This window comes from Rickettsia endosymbiont of Proechinophthirus fluctus (assembly GCF_001602635.1).
GTDB lineage: Bacteria > Pseudomonadota > Alphaproteobacteria > Rickettsiales > Rickettsiaceae > Rickettsia > Rickettsia rickettsii.
Genome location: NZ_LECS01000001.1, coordinates 1 through 23,282 on the forward strand (window position 1 = coordinate 1; position 23,282 = coordinate 23,282).

Sequence of the window (23,282 nt, forward strand, 5' to 3'; positions counted from 1 at the left end):
AATTTTTAGGCATAAATGACCATTTCATACCGGTAGAAAATCCAGCACCTCCTCGCCCTCTAAGCCCTGATTTCTTAACCTCTTCAACGATGAAATCTCTACCTTTATCAAGCAAAGCTTTAGTATTCTCCCAATCGCCTCGCTTCTTGCTAGATTTCAAATCATGGCTTTGCTGCCCATGCAGGTTAGTAAAAATTTTGTCTTCTTCTTTTAGCATAAACTATTCTCGTTATGGCTTAAAAACGTCATTGTGAGGAAAAATTGAAAATTTTGATGAAGCAATCTCATGCCAAAATCCTGAGATTGTCATGCAGGCTACAGCCACTCGCAATGACAATAAAGCCGGCCCAAGCAACAATGCCTGCTCGCAATGACGATTCTTTACCTTTCTATTACTTTTTTATTAAACTTCCTATTAACAAACATTGTAAGTATCGGAGCAGAGATAAAAATTGAGGAATAAGTACCGGCTATTATCCCAAAAAATACAAGTACGCTAAAACTATGGATTGCCTCACCGCCAAAAAGAATAAGGGCTAAATTGGCAAGTAGCGTGGTAATGACAGTTAAAATAGTTCTTGATAAAGTCTCATTAATACTTAAATTTATAATTTCCGTGATATTTTTTTTATGATATTTACGTAAATTTTCTCTAATCCTATCATATATTACTACCGAATCATTAACGGAATAACCTATAATAGTTAACACTGCAGCAATAGTACTTAAGTTAAAATCAAGCTTTGTCATACTCATAAACCCAAGAGCGAGTATTACGTCATGCACTAAGGCGATCAGTATACCAAAACCAAAATACCACTCAAAACGCACCCAAATATAAACCATAATCGCTAAGAAAGAGAATAGCATCGCCATAGCCCCCGCTTCTATTAGCTGCCTACCGACTTGCGGACCGACAAAATCTACCTTACGATATTCAAACTTATACGGAAAATTACTTTGCAAAGATCCTTTAATTAACTCAATATTTTTCATGAGATTTTCTTCACTACTACTACCGAATCTAATCGATAAATCACGCTCACTACCGAAATTCTGTAAGACCACCTCACCTATTCCAAGCTTGCCTAGAACCCCACGCATTTTTGGCAAATCAGGAGCTTGATCAAGCCTTACTTCAATAACTATACCGCCGGCAAAATCAATACCGAAATTAAATTTATATATACCGATCCAAATAAAGCTAATGAGTGATAAAATAATTGAGAAAGTGTAACTAACTTTTTTAAAATTCATAAAATCAAAATCGATTTTATTAGCTAAAAGTCTTAAAGGATAAATTTGCATTATTATATATTTTGTTGAATAAGGATTATATTTGTATTATATAGTAAATTCAAAAAGGTTAAATGATTTTTTATGTCAGAAGTAATAATAAAAGAACAATTAGAGCAATATATAAGCAAAATAGAAAGATTAGAACAAGAAAAAGCTGATTTATCTCAAGAAGTAAAAGATATCTTCCAAGATGCTTCTTCGCATGGATTTGATGTTAAAGCTATGAAATCTATATTGAAACTAAAGAAATTGGATAAAGATAAACTTGCCGAGCAGGACGCTATGCTTGAGCTTTATAGAGATACTTTAGGGATTTGAGGTATACGTCATTACGAGGAAATTACGAAGTAATTGACGAAGCAATCTAAGGAGTTTGTTATTATTGCATGAGACTGCCATGCAGCCTACGGCTGCTTGCAATGACGTATTGAGTATTCACGTAGCAATGCACTCTTTCGCAGTAATGACATAAGAGATACAAATATATTTAAGCTTTTGCTGCCTTAGTTTTAGCAATAGGGATATGTCTCTCTTTAATTCTAGCCGACTTACCGCTTCTATTTCTTAAATAATAAAGTTTAGCACGACGAACTACTCCGTATTTTACTACATCAATAGAGTGTACTATCGGCGAGTAAGTCATAAAGCGTCTTTCTACTCCTTCACCATGGCTAATTTTACGTACTAAGAAAGATGAAGTAATACCGCGATTTCTTTTTGCGATAACTACACCTTCATAAGCTTGAAATCTTTCCATTAATTTTTCCTTACCGTCTTTCTCAATCGATCTATCAACAATTTTAACAGTTACCTTAACTGTATCGCCGGCTTCAAAATCAGGAATTTTTCTATTTGCAGTACGCTTTGAAATATTTTCCTGTTCAAAACGGTCAATAATATTCATTTTTTAACTCCTTAACTCTATAAATCTTTAAGTAACTCCGGACGGCGTAATTTAGTAATCATATGTGATTGCTCTTTTTTCCATTCATTAATTAGCCTGTGGTTACCGGATAACAAAACACTCGGTACAGCTCGATTACGCCAAATTTCAGGTCTTGTATATAGGCTGCATTCAAGCCCGCCCTTAAATTCCCCGTCTTCTTCAAAAGACTCAGAAGATAAGGTATTTTGGTTCATTAAAACACCTGGCAATAGTCTAATTAAGCAATCGAGAATGGTAAGAGTAGGTATTTCTCCGCCGGATAAAATGTAGTCGCCTACACTAATTTCTTTAACATTATACTCTTCAATTACACGTTCGTCAATCCCTTCGTAACGTCCACATAAGAATATGAGGTTTTTATTTTTTAACATCTCTTTAGCCAAGCTTTGGGTAAAGACTCTACCGCGAGGTGAAGGATAGTACATTTCAGCATTAGGATTTAAAGCAAGAGCATAATCTATACTACTGCCTAGAACATCAGGACGCATTATAAGCCCGTTACCACCGCCATAAGCCTCATCATCAATATTTTTATGCTTAGTTAAACCAAAATCTCGAATATTAATAACGTCATATGACCAAATATTTTTATTTAGTGCTTGTCCTGCTAAAGAATGTCCTAGAGTTCCAGGAAACATTTCAGGAAAAACGGTTAAGATTGTGGCATGAAGTATAGACATACGTTTAAAATAGTAGACAGTACCAATTAACGCAATAAAATTATAATTTAATTATTTATCCCACCCACCTGTCCTATAATCTTCTTTTCTTTGTTTTTTAGCAGCAGCTGTTGTACCACTCCTAAATGCTTCAGCTTTTTGTTGATATGTTTTATGAGCTTGATCACTTTGAAATTCTGCTTTCTTAGCAGCTTCTATATAATGGACTGGTTATTTTCTCTAAGCGTCTCATAGCATCTTTATCTAAACTAATACCTGCTTCTTTTGCTTGCTGCTCTATTTTTAATGCTGTCTTATAACCTGCTGCTGCGTTTTTAGCTATAACTTGCCTCTGCATCAACCCACTTTTCTAGAATCTTTCTTCATTGCATCATTATATGGATTTATCTTATTATTTTTAATATCCTTTATTTGTTTTTCTGCTTTCTTTTTATCAAAAAATCTTCTGGCATAACTTCCCCCAAAATTTAAGTTAAAAATATATCTATAGTTGCATATATTTCAAAAAAAGTTAATAAAGAAAAATAGAGGTATAAGTAATTAAAAATTAACCAATTTGTGTTATAAAAACTTCATCACTTCCTCAGCGATGATTAGCTCTTCGTTTGTCGGCACAGCGCAAGCTTTAACCTTACTGCTTTCAGCGCTTATTAGATGCTCATTTTTTGGTTTTTTGTATCATCTATTTTAATGTGCCATAAAAGTTTTTCAGTAATCATTTCTCGTATTACAGCGGAATTCTGTCCAACACCGGCAGTAAAAATTAGACAATCAACTCCCTCAAGTGCAGCAGTTAGCTTACCTATTTCAAGTACAATGCGATACACAAATAACTCTATAGCAAATTTAGCATCAGGTGAGTTACTGGCAAGCAAAGTACGCATATCGGAGCTTTCACTGGACATACCGAGTAATCCTGATTTCTTATATAATAACTCGGTTACTGCGTAGTCATTTGCTCATGATCAATAAGATATAACACTACTCCAGGATCAAGGTTACCTGTCCTTGTACCCATCATAACACCGTCAAGTACGCTAAAGCCCATGGCACTTGTTAAACTAAGACCGTTTTTAATAGCACATAGACTACTACTGCGTCCTAAATGAGCTTAATAGTCTTTGTAGGTAAATCTTCCTTTGTCATTTCGTTAAAACGGCTGCTAACATATTTATATGATAACCCATGAAAACCGTAACGAATTATCCCTTTATCATAATATTTTTTCGGTAAACCGAAAGCTTTTGTAATAGGAGGATTGGTAAAATGAAACGACGTATCAAAACAAGCTATATGTGAAATTTCTTTATATTTTTGAAGAAATAAAGCCAAGTACCTGCAAATTATAAGGTTGATGCAAGGGGCTTAGAAGTATTAATGCTCTTAAATCTTCACTAACTTTTTCATTAACAATAACTGGTTTATTAAAAATTTTCTCGCCATGGACAATACGGCAACCGGTTGCAATTAACTTGAGATTTTTTTGTTTTTTCCACCAATCTTCAAAAAGATCAATAATCATTTCAATAGCATCATCTTTAATGTCGGTAGCAGATGCCTGTGTTTTATTTATATGAAATAATACGCATATCCATAGGATCGGCTCTACTTGTTAAAATAATAGGCACACGGGCTCCAAGAACGATATCCGCCATAACCGCTTGACCCAAATATTTTAGCTGCTTTGCAAGCAAATTGCCTGATTCAAGATCATGTACTACTAATATATCAGCATTTCCTGAAACTGAAGAGCTAATGCCTTTTGCTTCTGCAGCAAATAAAGAAATAGCATTATCAAACGCAAGCAGTCCGTCAACTATAGCATTCGTAATTTGCCCTCTATCTACCATTTGCGATAAAGCAGCAGCATCAAGGGTTGTAGGGATTGCAGAAGTTACCGTCTCAACTACCGATAATACCGCAACTCTAACCTGCTTGTCTTCTCTGATCATATGCATTAAATCAATAGCATTCTGCACTATATCATGCTTATCTTCTAGAGTAGGACGAATACTAATAGCAGCATCGGTAATAATGAACGGTTTTGGAAAGGTAGCAACTGCCATTAAGAAAGCATGGCTTATACGACGTTCAGTACGTAGAGTCCATTCTCCTTATAAACTACCGCAGACATAAGCTTATCAGTATGAAGCGCCCCCTTGGCATAATAGCCACAACTTCCTTTTTCTTTGCAAGCTCTACGGCTTTTTTTTGCTGCTTCGTGGCTATGCTCAACATTAATTACTTGATAATTCTCAAGATCGACATTATTAACTTTTGCTACTGATTCAATTTTATGTTGTGGACCAATCAAGACTGGTTTTATTACATTAAATTGTGCCGCTCTAACTGCACCAAGTAATGATTCTTTATCGATCGGATGAACTACTGCAGTTTTAACAGGCTTAAAGCCGTCGGCTCTAAGTAATAGATCGATGAAATGCTTTGCTGCTTCATCACAGTCAGGATCGTTGATTTCTTTTGGAGGAGTATAAGTAGTACCTAATTTCTTAGTTAAAATGGCATCTAAAAAAGTCTCGTTTATTATATGTTTCTTCTTCATAAACCCCTTAATAAATTAATCACTAACTTAATTAGATAGTATATAAGTTAATTAATAAAGGGAAAACTAATTATTATTTGTAGCGGGCATTTCTTAAATGCTATTAACGCAACAGTGTATATTCGAATTCCGTGTAGGCATTGTTGCGTAGTTCGGAAAATACCCTTAATGTCATTCCCGCAGCAACGGGCATCCAGTAAAGCATAAAAAACTTGTTTTTTATATGCTTATTTTATCAAATATGTAACTTCTGTATCAATATTGAAGTTATTTTTCTGGATTCCTGCTTTCGCAGGAATTACATAAGAGCTATATATCAATCATTTAAATAATTTCCAATTTCGTTCCTGCGGTGGAGAATCTTGTCTGCCTTCAGAAAAAAAATCATTAGTAGGATTTGAGCTTAGTTCTGTAAATAGTTCTCCCCAACTTTTTGCGGTTTTAAGCTTTTATCTGATGATAAATACTTGAGTTCTTCAGAACCATTTTTAGTTTGATCGTTCATCAATATGTTTGTTTTTACATATTCTATATACTGTAATTGTTTAAAAAAACAATTATTAGTTATTCTACTTCATATTTCTTAAATGATCTTCTAATTTTCTTAGCTTTCTACCCTCGTTTACTATAGGCTTTACATAGGTTTGCATTTTGGCATTTTCTCTATATTTATTAATCTTATCGATCTGAGCATTGACTTCATTGGTAATGGCTTGCTTTCTATCCTCTATTTTATTTAATACTTCAGTACTATATTCATAATTTTTAACATCAGCATTAAAGTTATTAAGCTCTTCCGTAATCTTTTGGTCTATTTCAGCTTCCTCAGCGGTATCTTTAACTTTTTGTGCTATTAATGCCGGCATTTCTTCGATCTTGATATCATCTCTTTTGAAATGATCTTTAAGCTCTTTATAAGTTTGCTCTAAATTTTCCTGGGCTTTCTCGTACATAATATCATAATGCTCTTGGCGACGAATATATCGATCTCCATCTATAAATTCTGCATGTTTTCTATGAGCGTTATCTATCATATCGCGCATCTGAGAATCAGTAGCTTTCTCACGCATAAATCTGTCGCCCATCATTACCGGTTCACCTTCCTCAAATAACCTACCATGCACCTCATGAATAAGCTTTCTTTGAGCTAATGCTTGATAATATTCCACATCACTATGTCTACCTGCTTTTTCTAGTCTTGCTAGATATTCTGGTGATAATATATCTGCTTGAGCAGCTAGCGCCTCCTTATTAATATGCATTTGGAGCTCTTCATGTTCTCGTGCTTCTTCATCATCTTTTAATTTTTCACTATAAGTTCTAAGCCTTGGATCGTTATATTCAAAATCATGCCATTCGGCACTGGTTAGATTACCCTCATAAGCATCACGTAAATCTTTACCGACTATTGCAGTTAAAGCTCCTCTTTTTATTCCTGTATAACCTGCATATATTTTTTCGCCTATACCTACACGCTTTTCTTCTTTTAATTTACGTTTTGTATCAACACGATGCTCTATCTCTTGCCAACTTCTAAGCACTCCTATATTCTTACCGAACAGACCAACACCTCGCCCGGACATTTCTTGGTGAACATTTTTATAAGCATCTTGATAATCTCTAGTAAAGTTTGCATCGCTAGCGAGTTCACGTAAGTTAGCATCTTTTAATGACTTATCAAGCTCAGCTTTTTGTTCTTTACTTAAAGCAGCGTAATCTTTCACTCCATATTTATTTGCAGCAATTTTATCTCGAAGCTGAGTAAACTTCATGTGCGATAGTTCTTTTGCTTTTAATTCATTCCCCTTAGGTAAATTCTTTAATAATCCTGCAATACCGTTTTCATAATCCGTAATAGCATTCATTTTTACATCTTTAGAATCTATACCGTATTTTCTCTTAACCTCATTTTGTACGGTTTTATTTGCTGAAGAACTGAGAGCTTGCTTTTCAAGCCTTCCCATCATCATATTGTCAAATTTCTCGGCAAAAAACATACGAACTTGCTCTTTCCCTGCACTTACACGGCTAGTTACAGGTGCACTTACCGTCTTAGCCACATAATTTAGCGGTCTATTCATTTGTTTCGCTGCAGATTCATAAGATTGCTGATTCACTTTTTGTATTTCTGTTAAATTACCTGAAGTACCGGCAATAAATTGTGCCGTCGATATAGCAGTATCGTTAAATTTACTTAGCAAATAAATAGACACAAAAATTAGTAATATCCCGTCAAGTTGGACAAATTTCCCATTTATAAAATTACTAATTCTTTTTGCATCTTTAACTAAATCTAAAAACGGTAATTCAATATAGCGTTCATCTATACACTCATACGCAGCACAATGCTTACATTTATCAGGGTCATTCTTACAAGAATCATCTACTATTATATGATCTTTAGGAACTAATATATTTGCTTTGTGGAAATTATTTATACCGCCTTTCATCGGTACTGGGAACCACCAATAAAATATTGAATGACCCAGGCTTGGATCTATATCCTCAAGGAAGCTACCGAATATTTCATTTATCGGACCTAAATTAGGAAAATCATGTTTACATACTGCAAAACCAAGCGTTGAATATATTTCAGTTCTGATGATCATTGAAATAAAAGCGATACCGGTAAATAAAATTATAGGCTGTAATGCATATGATATTAATTGTCTTAACCAATTCTCAAATAACGAACGAGTTATATTAAACAACATGAAACAAATAAATATCGGTCCCATAATTATAATCATACCGATAGTTATAAGAGCGGTTAGATAGATAATAGTAGCTTTAAATATAAGAAAGAAAATAAAATATAAGGCTATTAAATATAGAATGATATATATAAAACCAAGCCAATCAACAAATAGTAAAGAAAATAATTTAGATAAAGTTTGAGGAGCAATAAGTAACCCAAGCAAGCTTTGAGAACCGGGACCGGTAGCCGAAGCTTCATTAATTATTTGCAGTATTTGCTGAACCCCATCAATAAAAAATACGAATAAATAATCATGAAAAAATGTCCAAGCTTTATCAGTACTTAATAATATTGAGACTATACTAACTTTTAATATTCTAACTATAAGTTCGACATGAGTAAGGTTTATATTACCTATTAAAAAGGAAAAACCTGTAAACATTATATATAGAGTTAAAATAGCCGAGACACTCATCCTATAACCCGACGTATCAATTATTTGTTGATAAGTTTTCTTTATAATCCCATCCTTACCAAATAATACTCCTTTTATTAAATCCGTTAAAAACTGTAGCGGATCGGGTCTAGTATCAGTAACTCCGGACTTTATTACTAATCTATATTGCCCGCTATTATCATTATAAAATTTATCTATAATCTTAAAATAAAGAGAAGATTGAGCATATTTTGACTTATCTTCACCTTTATATTGATAATTTATACCGCCGGCTTCCACGAATTGTCCTATACTACTAGTACTATAAAATTCATAACCCGAAGTAAGCTCCTCTCCTAAATGCTGAGTTATACCTTGCGGTTTACTCTGTGAGTCCGGTGAAATATTGGGATCGGTATTCTTAGCGGCAATAAGAAAATAAAGCCCGACACCGTTTGTCATTATACATGGAGCATTACTAATCATTGCATCATTTTTATTTGCGGGATTAGGAGTACACATATCAAGTCTAGTATTATCCCAAAAAGTACACGGTTGTAGCTTAACGCAAAAAGCAGCCAAAGTAGTTGTGTTATTTTTTTGACCATACCATGGACACCATGCAGATAACTGACCTGAAGTATTTTTATCGCCAAATATATAACTCCATGGTCTTACCATAATGGTTAAAGGATAGCCGTTTACTTTATAAGCACTATCACGCCATGGTGCTACCTGATTACCTGCCTGTCTTGAAGTAATTTCTTCCGGATCATATCTAGCAGAGACATTGAATTTGATAAAACCGAAATCATCAGGGTCAATACAAGTATCGCCGGTACAACCGGAAAGCAGCAATAGTGATATTAATAATGTAATAAAAATATTTTTGTTCATTTATTATGTGTTATTTCCATATGTCTTAATTTCAATGTCATTGCGAGCGACCATAGGGAGCGTGGCAATCCCATGCAGCAGTACTAAATTCCTGAGATTGCTTTGTCAATTGCTATGCAATTTCCTCACAATGACAGTAAAAATATTTACAATTATTCTTTCTTCTCTCCTTCCTCTTTCTTCACATCATTACGCTCAGCAAGAAATTTATTTGTAAATTCACCACCTACTTCTGGTTTTCTAGCTTTATAATTTTGATCAATTATCTTGTCTTTGAAAACTCTAGCCGGAGCCATTGCAGCCTTTTTAATCGGTTTTGTTACTGAATCTATATCCTGCATAACGGCTCCTACAGGATCAGAACGTTCTTGATAATTTCCTGATATTCGTGCCGGTGTAACATTTGTAAGCATTCCAACTACTATATTTACAAAAGTTACTAAACTATATGACATCAAGCAATATGAATAAAATAATAAAGCCGTAGTAAATAATACTAAGAAAGTATTAGCATTGTTCGTTAGAATATTCGAGCTACTAATTTCTGGAACATCCGGTACATAGAAAGATATTCCGGGTAAGAACGGTAATGTAAAAGAGAAATGAACCGGAATACCAAGATTTGTTAAATCAAGCCCTATTTTTATTGGTATAAGAGTATCCCAACAGGCTCTAACTACCACTTTTAAAAGCTGCTCAGATAAAACCTGATCTATCAATAAAAAGAAAATCAATAATATTGTCGGCTGCACTACATAGCTAAGCAATGTCGATATCCAATTATCAAATAAACTTTTAGTTTTTTCAAATAACATTAATATTATAAAAAACGGTGCCAATGAAATCATAACAGTTACCCCTATGAATGCAATAACATAACCTATTATAACTTCTAAAATAGCTCTAAAATAAGTAATAAGTGAATAAATGGTTATAATAGCGATAAATGCTAAACCATTATGTATTTGTAATAATTCAATAAATAGTAATCCCCAAATCCTACCGTTAGTATATTTATCAAATATAGGATCAATAAAACCAAAAATATTAGATCTAGAGCTTGTAGCACCTACTACATTAGTTACAAAGAAATCAATACCGTCAGTAAATACACTAAAGAAGTATGTATTAAAGAAGCTCCAACTTTCTTCTCTAATTAAAAAAGCTACTATAGCTATTTTACATATACGTGTTATTACTTCTACAGCAGTCAATTTTAATGCTCCTGTAACGAACATTAGCCCAAATATAGTAACATAAAGGGTTAATGCAGTTTTAGCTAAATTCTGCACTGCAGAATTTTTAACTAACTTAACATAAAAGTTTTGACTAAAAGTTCTAAACTGATCGGTAATAGGTTTAATAGCACCGTTATATATTGTATCAGAAAACCAAGTTGTACCGGTATAATTAGCATAATTTACACTAACTACCCCTTGTATATTACTATTAGGATTTACCACCCTTAACCATAAATATCCATCTTGTGGGGCATCAGTCGCAAAGTTATAATCTACCGGCGTACCACGAACAGATGGATCAGGTAATATACCATCAGACGTTATTAAATATTCTAACTTTATATTTTGTTGATCATCAGGATTAATTGAATTTGCCCCATTACCTATTTCAACAATCATCGAATAACAACCAAAATATAAAAAATTAGCTGACCAATCATTCTTATTTATATAATCTACAAAACTAGCATAATTTGAAAAATTTCGGCTCCAATCACTCATTAAAACTGAATTACTAAACATGTTACTAACTTGCCAATCGCTAGTAAAATCCATAGTACCACCGCTAGTGGCTTGATAATATATAAAGCTACTTTGAGTAATGCCTGAATTTACAAAACTCTGATCTCGTCCCTTAATAACCTGCCCGCCTACTTTAATTATCATCCCTCTACCTTGATCGTAATAGCAAGCAGGGCTAGTATTTATACCGGCATTAGCAGGACAAGCCTTAATTAAGCCCATGAAATACTGTACCGCTCTCGTTATCATAGGCTTACCGACTATTACTCCATTATCGGTATTTTTATACTTTGTAGCAGTACCCGTGCCGCTACATACACTTTTTCTTTCCTCATCTATCATATTACACACCTGCTCTGCAGAAGAGTAAATTATTCTATTATCAAAATCTCCAAGGTTACTTTGAGTATAAAGTGCAGAAGCAGCGAATATCGAGCTATCAAGTTCCTGTGTTAAAATATTATCTACGGTCTTAGAAAGTTTTAGAGTATTAGGGCTAAAAAAATTATCTTTACCAACTAAACTAATATTTACTACATCGCCGGCCTTAACTTCAATTCTCGAATTACCGTTAGAATAGTTAAAATATTTAACAAAATCAGACATTTTAGTAAATGAAAGTGCATCAAGGTTTTTATCAGGCGGTATAGTCCCCGGTGTTTCACTGTTATTGTCTGTAACAAAACGAGGAAATCCTAAAGCTTCAAATTGTAATTTAGAATAATTATAAGTTTTAATGAAAACTTGCGGCATACTAAACCTTGGATCAATTCTATATAATACTAGATATCTTCTAGGTTCAGGAGTAATACCTGAAGTAGACCAATTTATTTTTAACAATTTACCTTTCTGAACAGTATTACCTGTTGATTGCCAAATTCCGGCTTTAGATAAATTAATTCCTATATTACCCTCTTGAAAACTTGTAAATTCAGGCACTTCTAAACAACCGAATAAGCTTTTTAACCCACCAAAACTGGTTGACATCCATGAAAAAGCATCATCGGCTTTAGCTGGCATCGCCATAAACAAAACTAATAAAACTAAACTCTTAAGAATTTTCATAATTTTAAATTGTTATCCAACACGTCATATCGTGGCTTGTCCATAGTATTAAATAGTAAACCCGTCATTGCGAGCAGCTGTATGGCTGCGCGGCAATCTCATGAAATAACTCCTGAGATTGCTTTGTCAATGATTTCATAATTTCCTTGCAATGACGATTTTCGATTCACCCTCTATTGCGGTGTTTCAGGTTTAGGTGGTTCTTCATTTATCTTCTCGCCCCCTTCTTTTGGCGTATTTTTCCTATTTTTCTCAGCCTGATCTAATGTCTTATTGCGTTGTTTTAATCGTCCTTCTGCTCTGCCGGTAATACCTTGTATTGTTTTATCATCCATTCCTATTGAACTTAATGCTTTTTGTCCTGCATCATGAGACATTTTACCACCAATTTCAGTAGCCGAAGGCCCAACAGCACTAGTTAATTTTACTACCATACGTCCTGAAAATTCGACATAACCGTACATACCGTAAGCAATAATAACTAGAGCTACGATATTTTGCATATTGACTCCCATCATACCCGACATATAATCCATTCCCCAAGGGGCAAACCAATTAATACAGAAGATAGGTACATTCAGCAAGGCAATAGGTAAAATAGTACCGATAAACGGAATTTTTATCGGTAAAGCACATTTCCAACACACGCTATAACCTAAAACAAAATCTAGATAAATGGTAAATAGTTGTGTTAGTACTATAATACCTGCCATCATAACTACCGGTTCTATCATATAGCGGATCGTAAACCTCACCCAATTATCAAATAAATACCTAGTAAAATCAAATAATAAGAAACTAATAAATAAAGGGGCTATACCGATTAATATACAAGTTGCCATAAATGCCATAATATAAACGGCAACAGCTCTAAGCGCCGTAATAATTACTATATTAACCGCAATAAAAGTAATTATAAAATATATAATACCGCTAAGCCCAAGAGCAAGAAGTGCAAGTAATTGAGCGATAAAGGTTTGACTAAAAAATATTTTACTCATTACTACATCTAAAAACATGAAAGGATTAGAAATAGTATTAGTAGAAGTAAACAAACTATATCCACTCATATTAGCAATAATTGAGTCTGAAAAATTGGTAATTGCATCAAAAAGATAGTTATTGAAAAATTCAAAGGTATTACCGTTCATAAGTCCACTAACTACCCCGATTTTTGCTACTCTAATTACTAGCTCTTTTTGGTTTATCTTAGCAAAACCAAGCAAAAACATTACTCCGTAAGTCATCACATACAGAATTAAAATTGCTTTAATATAGGTAAAAAAGTTAGTACAGGACGAACTATCATTAGCTTTATAACATACCATATTTTTAAAAATAGAAGTAGCAGCCCCTTGCACTTTAGTTTTAAATAACTGAAGTAACGGATTCATTACTTTAATAGTAAAACTTCCTACTTTTAAGGATGTTGAGAAATGTACTTTATAGCTACCTTCACTATCTTTATAGTCCCTTAAATTATTACCAGGATCATTTAGAATTTTCATCCATATATAACCCGCCTCATTTGCGTTAAAGCTATATTTACCTTCACTATCAACGCTAATTCCTTGAGGTGAATAGGTTTTACCGCTAGTATTCGGGTTTTCCGAAGGCTTTACTATGATGTATTGCACTCGTCCTCGATCATCAAAAGTATCGTTAAAACTATTACCGTTTTCTCTATAGCATTTAGTCTGTTTAATATTTAAAACGTATCCTCCCGTATTCTTACTACTATCTTGTGAGGTAGGAGACCACAGCCTATATTGTAAATAACTTTTTGCAATATTACTGTTAAAAGGTATATTATATATAACTTTATATAAATATTTACCGTCTTTATCTTTATAATCAGGCGGTTGATCTGTATCTGCAACAAATTTAGCAAATGCTAGCTTAGAAGGCAGAGCTTGACTTACAGAACCCGCATCATTCATTTGATATATTAATCCAGTTGGTCCTTTGCCTCCTTTACCGTCCGCCGTATACCAAAATCTCCGCTTCTTTTGAAAATCTCCATCGCTACATATGCCCGAAGTACAATGTACACCTCCAATATAATCTTTATCTTTTGGACTACGATTGCGAACACGATCAGGACATTGATCAACTGGAGGAATATTAACATTATAAGAACATTGAAGGGCTGAATAGTCGATAAATAATTTACCTGTGTTGTCAGACCACGAAAATGTAAAACTCCCATCATCTAGGTAGTTTTCTGGTGCTGGTCTCGTTCTATTAACCCAAGCCATACATTTCGTTGTACATTCTGGTATCTTATCACAATAAGGAACACAGCCCAATGCTCCCCAGTTGCAACCTACTTGCTCATGCCAGGTAGGGCACCTCCATGTGACGTAACAATTCCAATACTGCTCTTTTAACTCGCAAGCATTGACATACTCACCTGAATAAACAGAATATTTTCCACAAATTGGATTATAAGTAGTTTTATTCTCTGAACAATCTTTCGTAACTTCAACACCTTTAAAAGCATCTTTAACTGTCGCATCTGTATTGGCAAAATTAGGAGATACGGAAACTAAAACTCTATCATTGGCGTATAATTCGGCAATATTACGCCATTCATTATTTTTTGCATCCATTATTAGAGAGACAGGTGGATTATGTGTATCGTTAATACGAGGAATCGGGATCATTTGACCGTTATCGTCTAAATTAGATCTAGCCCCTGTACGTTGTAAATTATTTTTCGGTATATAAGCTAAACACAAACTAACCTGACCGACCACTTGTAAATTCACCAGTTGACCGTTTTCTACTAGCACCTGAGTATTTAGCCATTCACCGTAACGAGTAGGATCAGGAACAAGCAGAATCGTGCCATCGGACAACTTCTTAGCAGTGTTTACATAATTAGCATTAGCATTAAGGGTTATAGTACCGGTTATTGAATCCTCTCCTCCTGCCGACGCATATCTCATGTAGCAGCTGTCACCGACTTTTACTGCTCCTATCATACCAAGTGCTGCAAAAATAAAGCAAACTAACGTTGCTACTATAGCAAGTACTCCTAAAACTTTTAATAAGTTACCCTGCATATTCTATCATTTACCTCCACCCGAACCGCTTGCTAAATCCCCGCCTTGCTGCTGTCCCTCTTTACGCTTACCTCCAACACCCGGCTTATCTCCTACCAGCGGCTTACCTTGTGAAGCCATAGCAGCATCCTTAAGGAAAGCTGCTCCTTTCTTTACTAAACCAACGATTTTAGTGGAACTTGCCGTTACTGCATCCATATTAGGACCATTAGTTAAATCAGAAGCAAATCGCCCTATAGATTTAGAGAAGTAATAAAAAATAACCGAAAATACTAATACACATAAAAGTTCTGCTAAAATAGATACAACATCTCTAACAATTGATTTTACTGGAAAAAGTATCAATAAATGCTCTTCCCAACCTTTACCTGCATAATATTCTAACATTTTATATCCAAAACTTTCCTGACATTGATCTGCCCCGCCAACAGGAAGCCTTAACTCAAAAGTACTAAATCTAATATCCCCTTTTTCATAATCATATCTAAGGAATTCACAATTTTTAAATATTGTGGAATCATACATAGTTATTAATAAAGCTATAAAACCTGCTACTACTGTCGGCTGCAATGCACATGAAATACATACTTTTAGCCACCCGTCAAAATAAGCTTTTGTACGAGTAAATAGAGCCATAGGAATGAATATAGGAGAAATATATGTCATAACATAAATAGTAATCATGCAAACTAAATAATGCGTAATAAAATATAAAAGTATAGATAAAAATATTACAGAAAATATTAAACCTGCTGCAAGTATAATAACATTTCCGGCCATAAAGAATCCAAACATAACGGTAAAAAATCTAAGTGCTCCTGCTTTACTTAAATCCTTCGGTCTGGCATTTTTGCCTTCAGGATTAAAATTAGGTATAGGTGTATTATTACCACGGGGACCATTGCCGACCACCTTCCCTAACACTCTATTCTTATCTATATTATAAAGTAAATCCAAGCCAAGATAATAACCTATACGGCAATCAATCGCGTCCCATAAACCGTAAAATTTATAACCGTCCTTATACTTTGAATTATCAAATTGACATAATCCTCTAGAACCTGCTGCATTAAAGATCATCTGTGCAAAGTCCGGTGCTGCTCCTGTCAAAAGAGGTAATCCATATTTTAACATACCGTTTTCTTTTGTCGGCTGACCACCACTAAAATCTAAAGGTCCAAGACCGATAGAAAAATAAGCAACAAATAAGAATTTTATTACAAAAAGAGCTATTTTTTCAGTACTTGCATATTCTGTATTTAGAGCCATATTAAAGGCAAAAAACATAGTATAAAGAATTAATGCCGCACCTATAATTCTCTTTAAATAACCTTGAAACGTAGAAAAAGCAGTAAGATGAGTTATTCTAGAATTGTGATCTTGAGCACTACAACTCTTTCCAACAAAAAATATTTTATTAAGCGTTGCACTTAAACACTGAACTGCAAGACCGGAAAAATTAATTAACGATTGACTATAATTTGCTCCCGTATAGCAACTTTTTCCTATATTACAATTCTCATCCTCAGGAGGAGGTGGAATCGGTGTAGCACTCAAAGATTTACATGCTACCGGCATCGGTCCCCTTGACGTAGGCATAACTAAACATAGATCATTATCCCATTTTTTAACCGTTAAAACGATATTCTTTAATACAGGATTTGCTCCAAGATCAGGATTATTATCGGTACTTAAATCACTAATCTTTTTAGAGTCACCTTCATTTAAAGTATACATGGTGCAAGGGCTACTACTACCTTCTACATTTTTAAAACAAAACGTTATACTAGACGCAACTGAGTTACAATTACCTCTCGGATCTTTCATATCAATATTACGAATTATATAGCCATATGCCGTGTCCATTTCTAAATACCAATCTGAAGTAGTCGGTAAACTAGAACATGATTCTCCAAAGTCGGCAAAGCTAGCTAAGCTTACAGACGTTATACAAACTATAATAAATATCTTTAAGGTTTTAAGAGTTTTCATTAGAACTATTATCTTTTTTTTCTGTTACTACACCGCTTTTTACTAACTCATCCCATGCCTTTTCAGCATTTGCACGTCGTTCTGATATTTCTCCTCCTTCTTGTTCTCTTACTCTTCCTCCTCCGCTTGCTACTAGTTCATTCCATGCTTTTTCTACTTTTACACGTTTATCTCGAATCTCTGCATTTTCCTGTATCTGTTTTACGCCTGTTGGATTATCATGTTCCTTTAAGTTAAAACTATAATCAATTACTCCTGTACCTTTACTTGTGCTGTCAACTTTTTCTTGTGAAGGCGGAGTATTATCAATCTCTTTTTTACTTTCTTGATTATCATCTCTTATGATTTTTCCAACACGTGGTGCAAGTATAGAAATAGAAGTGCTAACTTCACTACTTACAGTTTTTGGGCTAGAAGTTGCTACAGAAGACGAAGCTGTCGGCGTCGACATACCTCCGCTTGTAGCAATATTATCATTTGGTAGTCCGCCTTTCCCTACCTCTAAATCACTTGCTCCCCCACCTTGACCAGCTTTTAAATCACCAACTCCTCCTCTACTTGCTATCTGATCACCCCCCTTAGTTGCAGCACCCGCAGTAGCAAGTACTGCCATAGCTGCCTTAAATATTGCTTGCGGTTTTATAGCAATATTATTAAGAGCTACTCCTTCTGTCATATCTGCAGCAAATTCAGCTAGCTGACTACTAAAATTATACATCAAATACAATGTAAAACATGCCATAACTAACGCAAGCAAAATATTTTTAATTTTCTCAAAAATCACTTTTGGAGACATGAAAAACATTCCGGGCCCTAAAACTACTCCTGATAAAAACTGGAATTTAGCAAGAAATTTATCGGTAGGGGTATTACCCGGTTTACTATCGACAATTTCACTTACACTATCTTTTGTAAAGTTAAATACTGTGGTAATAGGGTTATTTAACATATAACCTAAACTATTTTGACAACTTTCTACGGCATCTTTATCAGGATACTGTGACGTATCATCCCAATCATTATTAATGTAAAATATTAAAACATCCCTCTTAGAAGTAATGCCACCTTGAATTTTGTCTTCTATACTATTGTGAATTAACTTGCTCTTATATTGACATTTACCATAGAAACCATAATCATATACCGAAAACATCGTGATCATAAAAGTAACTACCACCATAGGCTGTAGCAAGAACGAGATCATTAGTTTAACCCAGCTCTCAAAATAATTTCTTGTATATGCGAATAAAAACATAGGTACAAAAAGAGGAGCCAAAATACCGAGTATTACTATAGATATCATACACATAATCGTTGCATTAACCATAAAGGCAGCAACCGAAATCACAAGTAATGGATAAGAAAGAGCGAGTGACACCAACATCATATTACCGGAGATTATCGCCGGAATTAGCAAATAAATATATGGTGGAGCACTAAAACTAAAGAAATCAAAATTTAAAAAATCATGACTGCGATAAGCATTTTCGACAAGTAACGTAGATAATATATCAAGCCCTAAATAATGAGCTACCCTACAATCTAATGCATCCCATAATGCAATATAAGAAACGGTACCGTCATAAGAAAGATTGTTAAATTTACATAAACCGGACGGAGCAGCATTCATAACCCAACTTGCTAAACCGTTTATACCGTTAAGTAAGAAAGGAAACGCCCACTGAATCATGCCGTCTAACCGGTCATACGGAGAACCATTACCAGGGGTTATATTAATTCCTATTGAAAAATAAGTTACGAATATCATTTTCAATATAAAATTTATATACTCACTTTTTGGCGGCACTTCACCTGCAAGTAATAGTTTAAAGCCAAAAAACATAACATATAAAGTTAGAAAAGCCGTAACTATTTTATACATTCCTACTTGAAACTGAAAGAATGCACTATCTTGCCTTGAAATCAAATTAACCACTTGGCTTACATTATCAAAACTACAAACATCTTTACTAATTAGTAATCTAGCAATCATTTGCCTCATACATTCTATAAGAGGAGAAGTCATGACTACTGCAGTTTTTGAAGCATTATAAGCTTTTTGATAACATCCATCACCCGCTGCACTACAGGAAACTAAAGCTAAAGGATCGGTAGGAGTTTTATTTGGATCCTCAATAAAATCCTTATCTGCTACATCCATAAAGCTATTATACATGGATTTTGGAAACGGCTCTTTCATATACTTACAGCCAACGGGAACGTCTCCTGTAAATCCTTTTGTCGATACGCATATTCTATCTTTATCTTGAATAACTTTCCAATATATTACAGGCAAGCCTAAATCAAATGCAAAACCGTCATCACCGGGCTTACCACTATATGGAACATGATATTCCTTTTTTTTATTTGCCCACGCTGTCTTTATATCATCCCAAGGGTCGCTCCCTGTTAAGACGGCTTTAGCAATAGCAAGTGCCGATTCTGCAACAGATTTTGCCCGAGATACAACTAATTTAGCATTATTACATAAAGCAAAGCGTAATTCTGGATTTTTAGGATCAATTCTGTTTTCACGAGTACATTGACCTCCGGGAAAATTCCCAAAGTTACTATCGTTAAATAAATCACTGTCGTTTATTTTAAGCTTTAAAAACGTATTCATGTATAAAACGGGAGAGACAAGATTCATTACCGCAAAAGTAAAGAACGGAGCAACAATACATGTATGAGAAAATTCAGTACGCAGCAAATCGCCTACGCCTTGGGTTTCGCAAGTTAAGCCACTCAAAATATCTACAATGCTATCAAGAGTATCTTTAGCATGAGTTTTAGTAACTATCCCTAAATTTAGGGCAAAGCTTAATACTAATGTTATAAGTATACTACGAGGAAATAATTTCATAACTAGTTACTTGCCTCACATTGTAAAAATGTCATCCCGTGGCTTGTCCACGGGATCTCAGAATACAGTCTGTGAGACAAGATCCCATGGTCAAGCCGTGGGATGACAGACAGGCATTTATAATGTTTTAACTGCTGCATAAAATATAGGTAACCATTTATCCGGATCATTGCCGTATTTCTCTCTAATTTGATCGAGCAATATTACAGTCTCAACTCTACCGGATAAAACACTGATTATGTTATCCATACCATCTAAGCTAACTTTTGCCACTACAGCATCTATTCCTTGTTTTATTAAAAAATAACGTGTAGTAGGGTCGGTAGTTTTAATTAAAATATATTCTCGCTGACTTAACATAAATGCACTACGATAAATATCCGTAGCTTTCAAATTAGGTAAAAAAATCTGCGTAGCTGTTTGTTGAATTAACGTATCACTAATTCTACTTTTTGCAGCATCTTCAACACTCTGCGTAGCAAATATAACAAAAGTATTTAATTTTCTCAACACTTTTAACCAATCTTTGATCTTAGGTGCAAATACCGGATTATCGATTAAAGCCCATGCTTCATCAAGTACTATCATAGTTTTCTGCCCATCTAAAGAGATATTAATACGATGGAAAATATATAGTAATACCGGTGCAAGGCTTACAGGATCTTTAAGTAATTCAGTCATATCAAAACCGAATACTCTTGCTTTTTGTAAATCAATATCATCTATTTCATTGTCAAATATCTTAGCGTGTGAACCTTTACCAACCCACATTGCAATCCTACTTGCCAAACTATTTGGTGTATCAATACCAAGAAATGCTATAACATTACTAAGCCTTCTATCTTGTTTTGCTAATCTAAAATTACCGCTTACCGCTTGAGATAAGATTTTATTATCTTGTGCAGTTAAACTTTCACCGTTAGAAGTTACAAGCACACGAAGCCACTCTAAAATAAACGTTCTATTCTCACTAGTATCTTCAAGCTGTAAAGGATTAAAGTTGCATTTTAAACCCGGATCAATTACTGTATAAACTCCGTTTAAAGCACGTATAAATATTTCTGCTCCTCGATCTTTATCAAAAAAGAACATACGAGGTTTGAATTTTTGTGCTTCAGCACATAAGAAATTCATAAGAACTGTTTTACCGGCACCGGTTGGACCGATAATGAGAGTATGTCCAACATCCCTTACATGGAAATTAAAATAAAACGGTGTACCTGAAGTAGTATCAAGTACTGTGACATATTCTCCCCAATGGTTATCTCTAATTTTACCGAGCGGATAATTATGTTGTGAGGCAAAGCTAGCCATATTAAGAGTATTTATAGTGGATTTACGCACTATATAATCCATATTTCCCGGCAACTGTCCCCAATAGCTAGGTTCCATGTTAACTTTTTCTCTAACCGGCTGAATTCCTGAATTAGAAAGCTCAACTGCTGCCATTGACAATATATCTTCCAAAGCTTTAATATTATTTGCGGAACATAAAAGCGATAAATGATGCTCACCGAAAGCGATATCACCGCTAGTGGCCATATCAAGGGCCGTATTAATTTCAGCAATTTGTGAAGTAGCTTTATCACCGGATTGTATCATTCTATTTTGCTGTAATTGCATTTTACTGATCGCTACTGTTCTATTAACAAAGACAAAGCTTTGCGTCATAACAAATTCAAAAGGCATTTGCAGGAATCCGTCAAAAATTCCTGCTGAAGTATTAGGCCCGTATTCAAGTATACTGATCATTCCAGCATATTTCTTGCCAAGTGGACTTCTTGCTTCAATAGTACGAGAATCAAAAAATAAGCGATGAGTCGGTAAATATTCGTCAATAGTACCACGCGGTAATGCTATAGGCCCCGGTGAATCGCCGCAATTGATTAAAGATGAAAGGAATTCTAAAATTTCACAATAACTACCTGACTGCGTTTGACAAACTCCAAGTAATCTTGCTCCGTAACTTCTGAATGTATTAATCACTCTAGTTGACATTTCTTGAAGATTGTCTTTCATCTCTTTCATGTCGTTTTCCCAAGCGGTTTTATTAGATTTCTGTCTAAGCTTCTTTAGAAAATACTCAACTATAGCAACACCGCCAATATCAGGCTTATATAAAATACTAACATATAATTCATTAAAAAACGACCTAGCCCCAGCATGTTTCTTACGCCATTCTGCACCTAAATAAGTAATAAAATCATTAGGAACTTTTACGGTAGGATCATAAGTAAATTCCGTATCGTCAAATATTACTGCTTTACGTCTTCTAATAGTATGGAAATACATAACGATATTTCCTGAAGCCATATTTTTAAGTAAGGCATTTCTGATATTCTTTTTAATGTCTAGATCTTCATCATCAGCAGTTTCAAAAGAAAATCCATTTATTTTAATAACTTGTAATAAAGAATTATCTTTTGTTAAAATAGTATTACTATCCCAATGACATTTATAAGGAATAAAATGCGAAGTGGGCCTTTCTTGTTTAGACCTTAATTCTTTAGCGGCTCTAGTTCTAAATAATTTCATTACCTCACCTGATTTAACTATTTTGATTTATTTTGTCAGTTATACCTCTTTTTATATCATTCCCGCGTAGGCAGGAATCCAGATTTTTTGTTGTCATCCCGTGGCTACGACCACGGGATTTTGTATCACAGACTGTGTCCTAAGATACTGCGATCAAGGCTCGGTATGACATTAAATGTTACTGGATTCCCGCCTACGCGGGAATGACATAAAACTCAAATATTATACGAATTTGCTCCGTAGTAAAATTTATTAGGACATTGGCTAGTTCTTGACATTTTATTTAAATATAGCTCTATGAATCTCGGTTCTTTAAAACATATAATATAAGCTACCAAATGCAAAGCAGCTGCAATGAATAAAATCATAATGCCATTATTCCAAATAAATACTATCATCGTCATTATCATATTTAATGCAGCAAACTTAATACTTACTCCAAATATCATCGGCGGTCTAGTTAACCCTACAAATAAA

At 34.4% G+C, this 23,282-nt stretch carries 12 protein-coding genes and 3 pseudogenes; 1 reads left to right on the top strand and 14 read right to left on the bottom strand.

Going from position 1 to position 23,282, the window contains the following annotated elements; all coding sequences use genetic code 11:
• Positions 1-217, bottom strand: a pseudogene (locus BG75_RS00005) (NADH-quinone oxidoreductase subunit F); the annotation flags it as partial.
• Between the two features lie 164 nt (positions 218-381).
• Positions 382-1,308, bottom strand: a complete 927-nt coding sequence (gene secF, locus BG75_RS00010) for a protein translocase subunit SecF (RefSeq protein ID WP_062810980.1) — start codon at positions 1,306-1,308, stop codon at positions 382-384.
• 72 nt (positions 1,309-1,380) lie between these two features.
• Here secF and BG75_RS00015 point away from each other — a divergent pair, with 72 nt between their 5' ends.
• The gene (locus tag BG75_RS00015; protein WP_062810981.1) at positions 1,381-1,617 is read left to right on the top strand and encodes a DUF2312 domain-containing protein; all 237 of its coding nucleotides are present in this window, start codon (positions 1,381-1,383) and stop codon (positions 1,615-1,617) included.
• A gap of 169 nt (positions 1,618-1,786) precedes the next feature.
• Here the strand turns inward: BG75_RS00015 and rplS are convergent, their stop codons facing one another.
• The 12 genes and pseudogenes from rplS to BG75_RS00075 form a co-directional block, all read right to left on the bottom strand.
• Positions 1,787-2,203 (bottom strand): 50S ribosomal protein L19, encoded by a 417-nt coding sequence (gene rplS / locus BG75_RS00020; RefSeq protein ID WP_062810982.1) that lies wholly within the window; start codon positions 2,201-2,203, stop codon positions 1,787-1,789.
• 17 nt (positions 2,204-2,220) lie between these two features.
• Entirely contained in the window at positions 2,221-2,925 is a 705-nt protein-coding gene (trmD, locus tag BG75_RS00025; protein ID WP_062810983.1) for a tRNA (guanosine(37)-N1)-methyltransferase TrmD, read from the bottom strand.
• 184 nt (positions 2,926-3,109) lie between these two features.
• Positions 3,110-3,262: a hypothetical protein gene (locus BG75_RS08875; protein ID WP_187145804.1), complete on the bottom strand. Its 153-nt coding sequence runs from the start codon at positions 3,260-3,262 to the stop codon at positions 3,110-3,112.
• Between the two features lie 224 nt (positions 3,263-3,486).
• A pseudogene (locus BG75_RS00035) lies at positions 3,487-4,510 on the bottom strand (acetate/propionate family kinase); the annotation flags it as partial.
• A pseudogene (locus BG75_RS00040) lies at positions 4,500-5,488 on the bottom strand (phosphate acetyltransferase); the annotation flags it as partial. The pseudogenes BG75_RS00040 and BG75_RS00035, both read right to left, overlap by 11 nt.
• A 569-nt stretch (positions 5,489-6,057) precedes the next feature.
• Positions 6,058-9,519 (bottom strand): type IV secretion system protein, encoded by a 3,462-nt coding sequence (locus BG75_RS00045; RefSeq protein WP_062810984.1) that lies wholly within the window; start codon positions 9,517-9,519, stop codon positions 6,058-6,060.
• A gap of 152 nt (positions 9,520-9,671) precedes the next feature.
• The gene (locus BG75_RS00050) at positions 9,672-12,347 is read right to left on the bottom strand and encodes a type IV secretion system protein (protein ID WP_062810985.1); all 2,676 of its coding nucleotides are present in this window, start codon (positions 12,345-12,347) and stop codon (positions 9,672-9,674) included.
• 173 nt (positions 12,348-12,520) lie between these two features.
• A complete protein-coding gene (locus tag BG75_RS00055; protein WP_062810986.1) occupies positions 12,521-15,415 on the bottom strand; it encodes a type IV secretion system protein in 2,895 nt (964 codons plus the stop codon).
• 6 nt (positions 15,416-15,421) lie between these two features.
• Positions 15,422-17,407, bottom strand: a complete 1,986-nt coding sequence (locus BG75_RS00060) for a type IV secretion system protein (protein ID WP_062810987.1) — start codon at positions 17,405-17,407, stop codon at positions 15,422-15,424.
• Entirely contained in the window at positions 17,394-20,270 is a 2,877-nt protein-coding gene (locus BG75_RS00065) for a type IV secretion system protein (protein WP_062810988.1), read from the bottom strand. Before BG75_RS00065 ends, BG75_RS00060 begins: the two co-directional genes overlap by 14 nt.
• 117 nt (positions 20,271-20,387) lie before the next feature.
• The gene (locus BG75_RS00070; protein WP_062810989.1) at positions 20,388-22,805 is read right to left on the bottom strand and encodes a VirB4 family type IV secretion/conjugal transfer ATPase; all 2,418 of its coding nucleotides are present in this window, start codon (positions 22,803-22,805) and stop codon (positions 20,388-20,390) included.
• 215 nt (positions 22,806-23,020) lie between these two features.
• On the bottom strand, positions 23,021-23,282 hold a 262-nt coding region (locus BG75_RS00075), incomplete at its 5' end, for a VirB3 family type IV secretion system protein (protein WP_062810990.1).

Coding starts and splice junctions, on each gene's coding strand:
- secF (WP_062810980.1), bottom strand. CDS start 1,308: ATGCAAATTTATCCTTTAAGACTTTTAGCTAATAAAATCGATTTTGAT.
- BG75_RS00015 (WP_062810981.1), top strand. CDS start 1,381: ATGTCAGAAGTAATAATAAAAGAACAATTAGAGCAATATATAAGCAAA.
- rplS (WP_062810982.1), bottom strand. CDS start 2,203: ATGAATATTATTGACCGTTTTGAACAGGAAAATATTTCAAAGCGTACT.
- trmD (WP_062810983.1), bottom strand. CDS start 2,925: ATGTCTATACTTCATGCCACAATCTTAACCGTTTTTCCTGAAATGTTT.
- BG75_RS08875 (WP_187145804.1), bottom strand. CDS start 3,262: ATGCAGAGGCAAGTTATAGCTAAAAACGCAGCAGCAGGTTATAAGACA.
- BG75_RS00045 (WP_062810984.1), bottom strand. CDS start 9,519: ATGAACAAAAATATTTTTATTACATTATTAATATCACTATTGCTGCTT.
- BG75_RS00050 (WP_062810985.1), bottom strand. CDS start 12,347: ATGAAAATTCTTAAGAGTTTAGTTTTATTAGTTTTGTTTATGGCGATG.
- BG75_RS00055 (WP_062810986.1), bottom strand. CDS start 15,415: ATGCAGGGTAACTTATTAAAAGTTTTAGGAGTACTTGCTATAGTAGCA.
- BG75_RS00060 (WP_062810987.1), bottom strand. CDS start 17,407: ATGAAAACTCTTAAAACCTTAAAGATATTTATTATAGTTTGTATAACG.
- BG75_RS00065 (WP_062810988.1), bottom strand. CDS start 20,270: ATGAAATTATTTCCTCGTAGTATACTTATAACATTAGTATTAAGCTTT.
- BG75_RS00070 (WP_062810989.1), bottom strand. CDS start 22,805: ATGAAATTATTTAGAACTAGAGCCGCTAAAGAATTAAGGTCTAAACAA.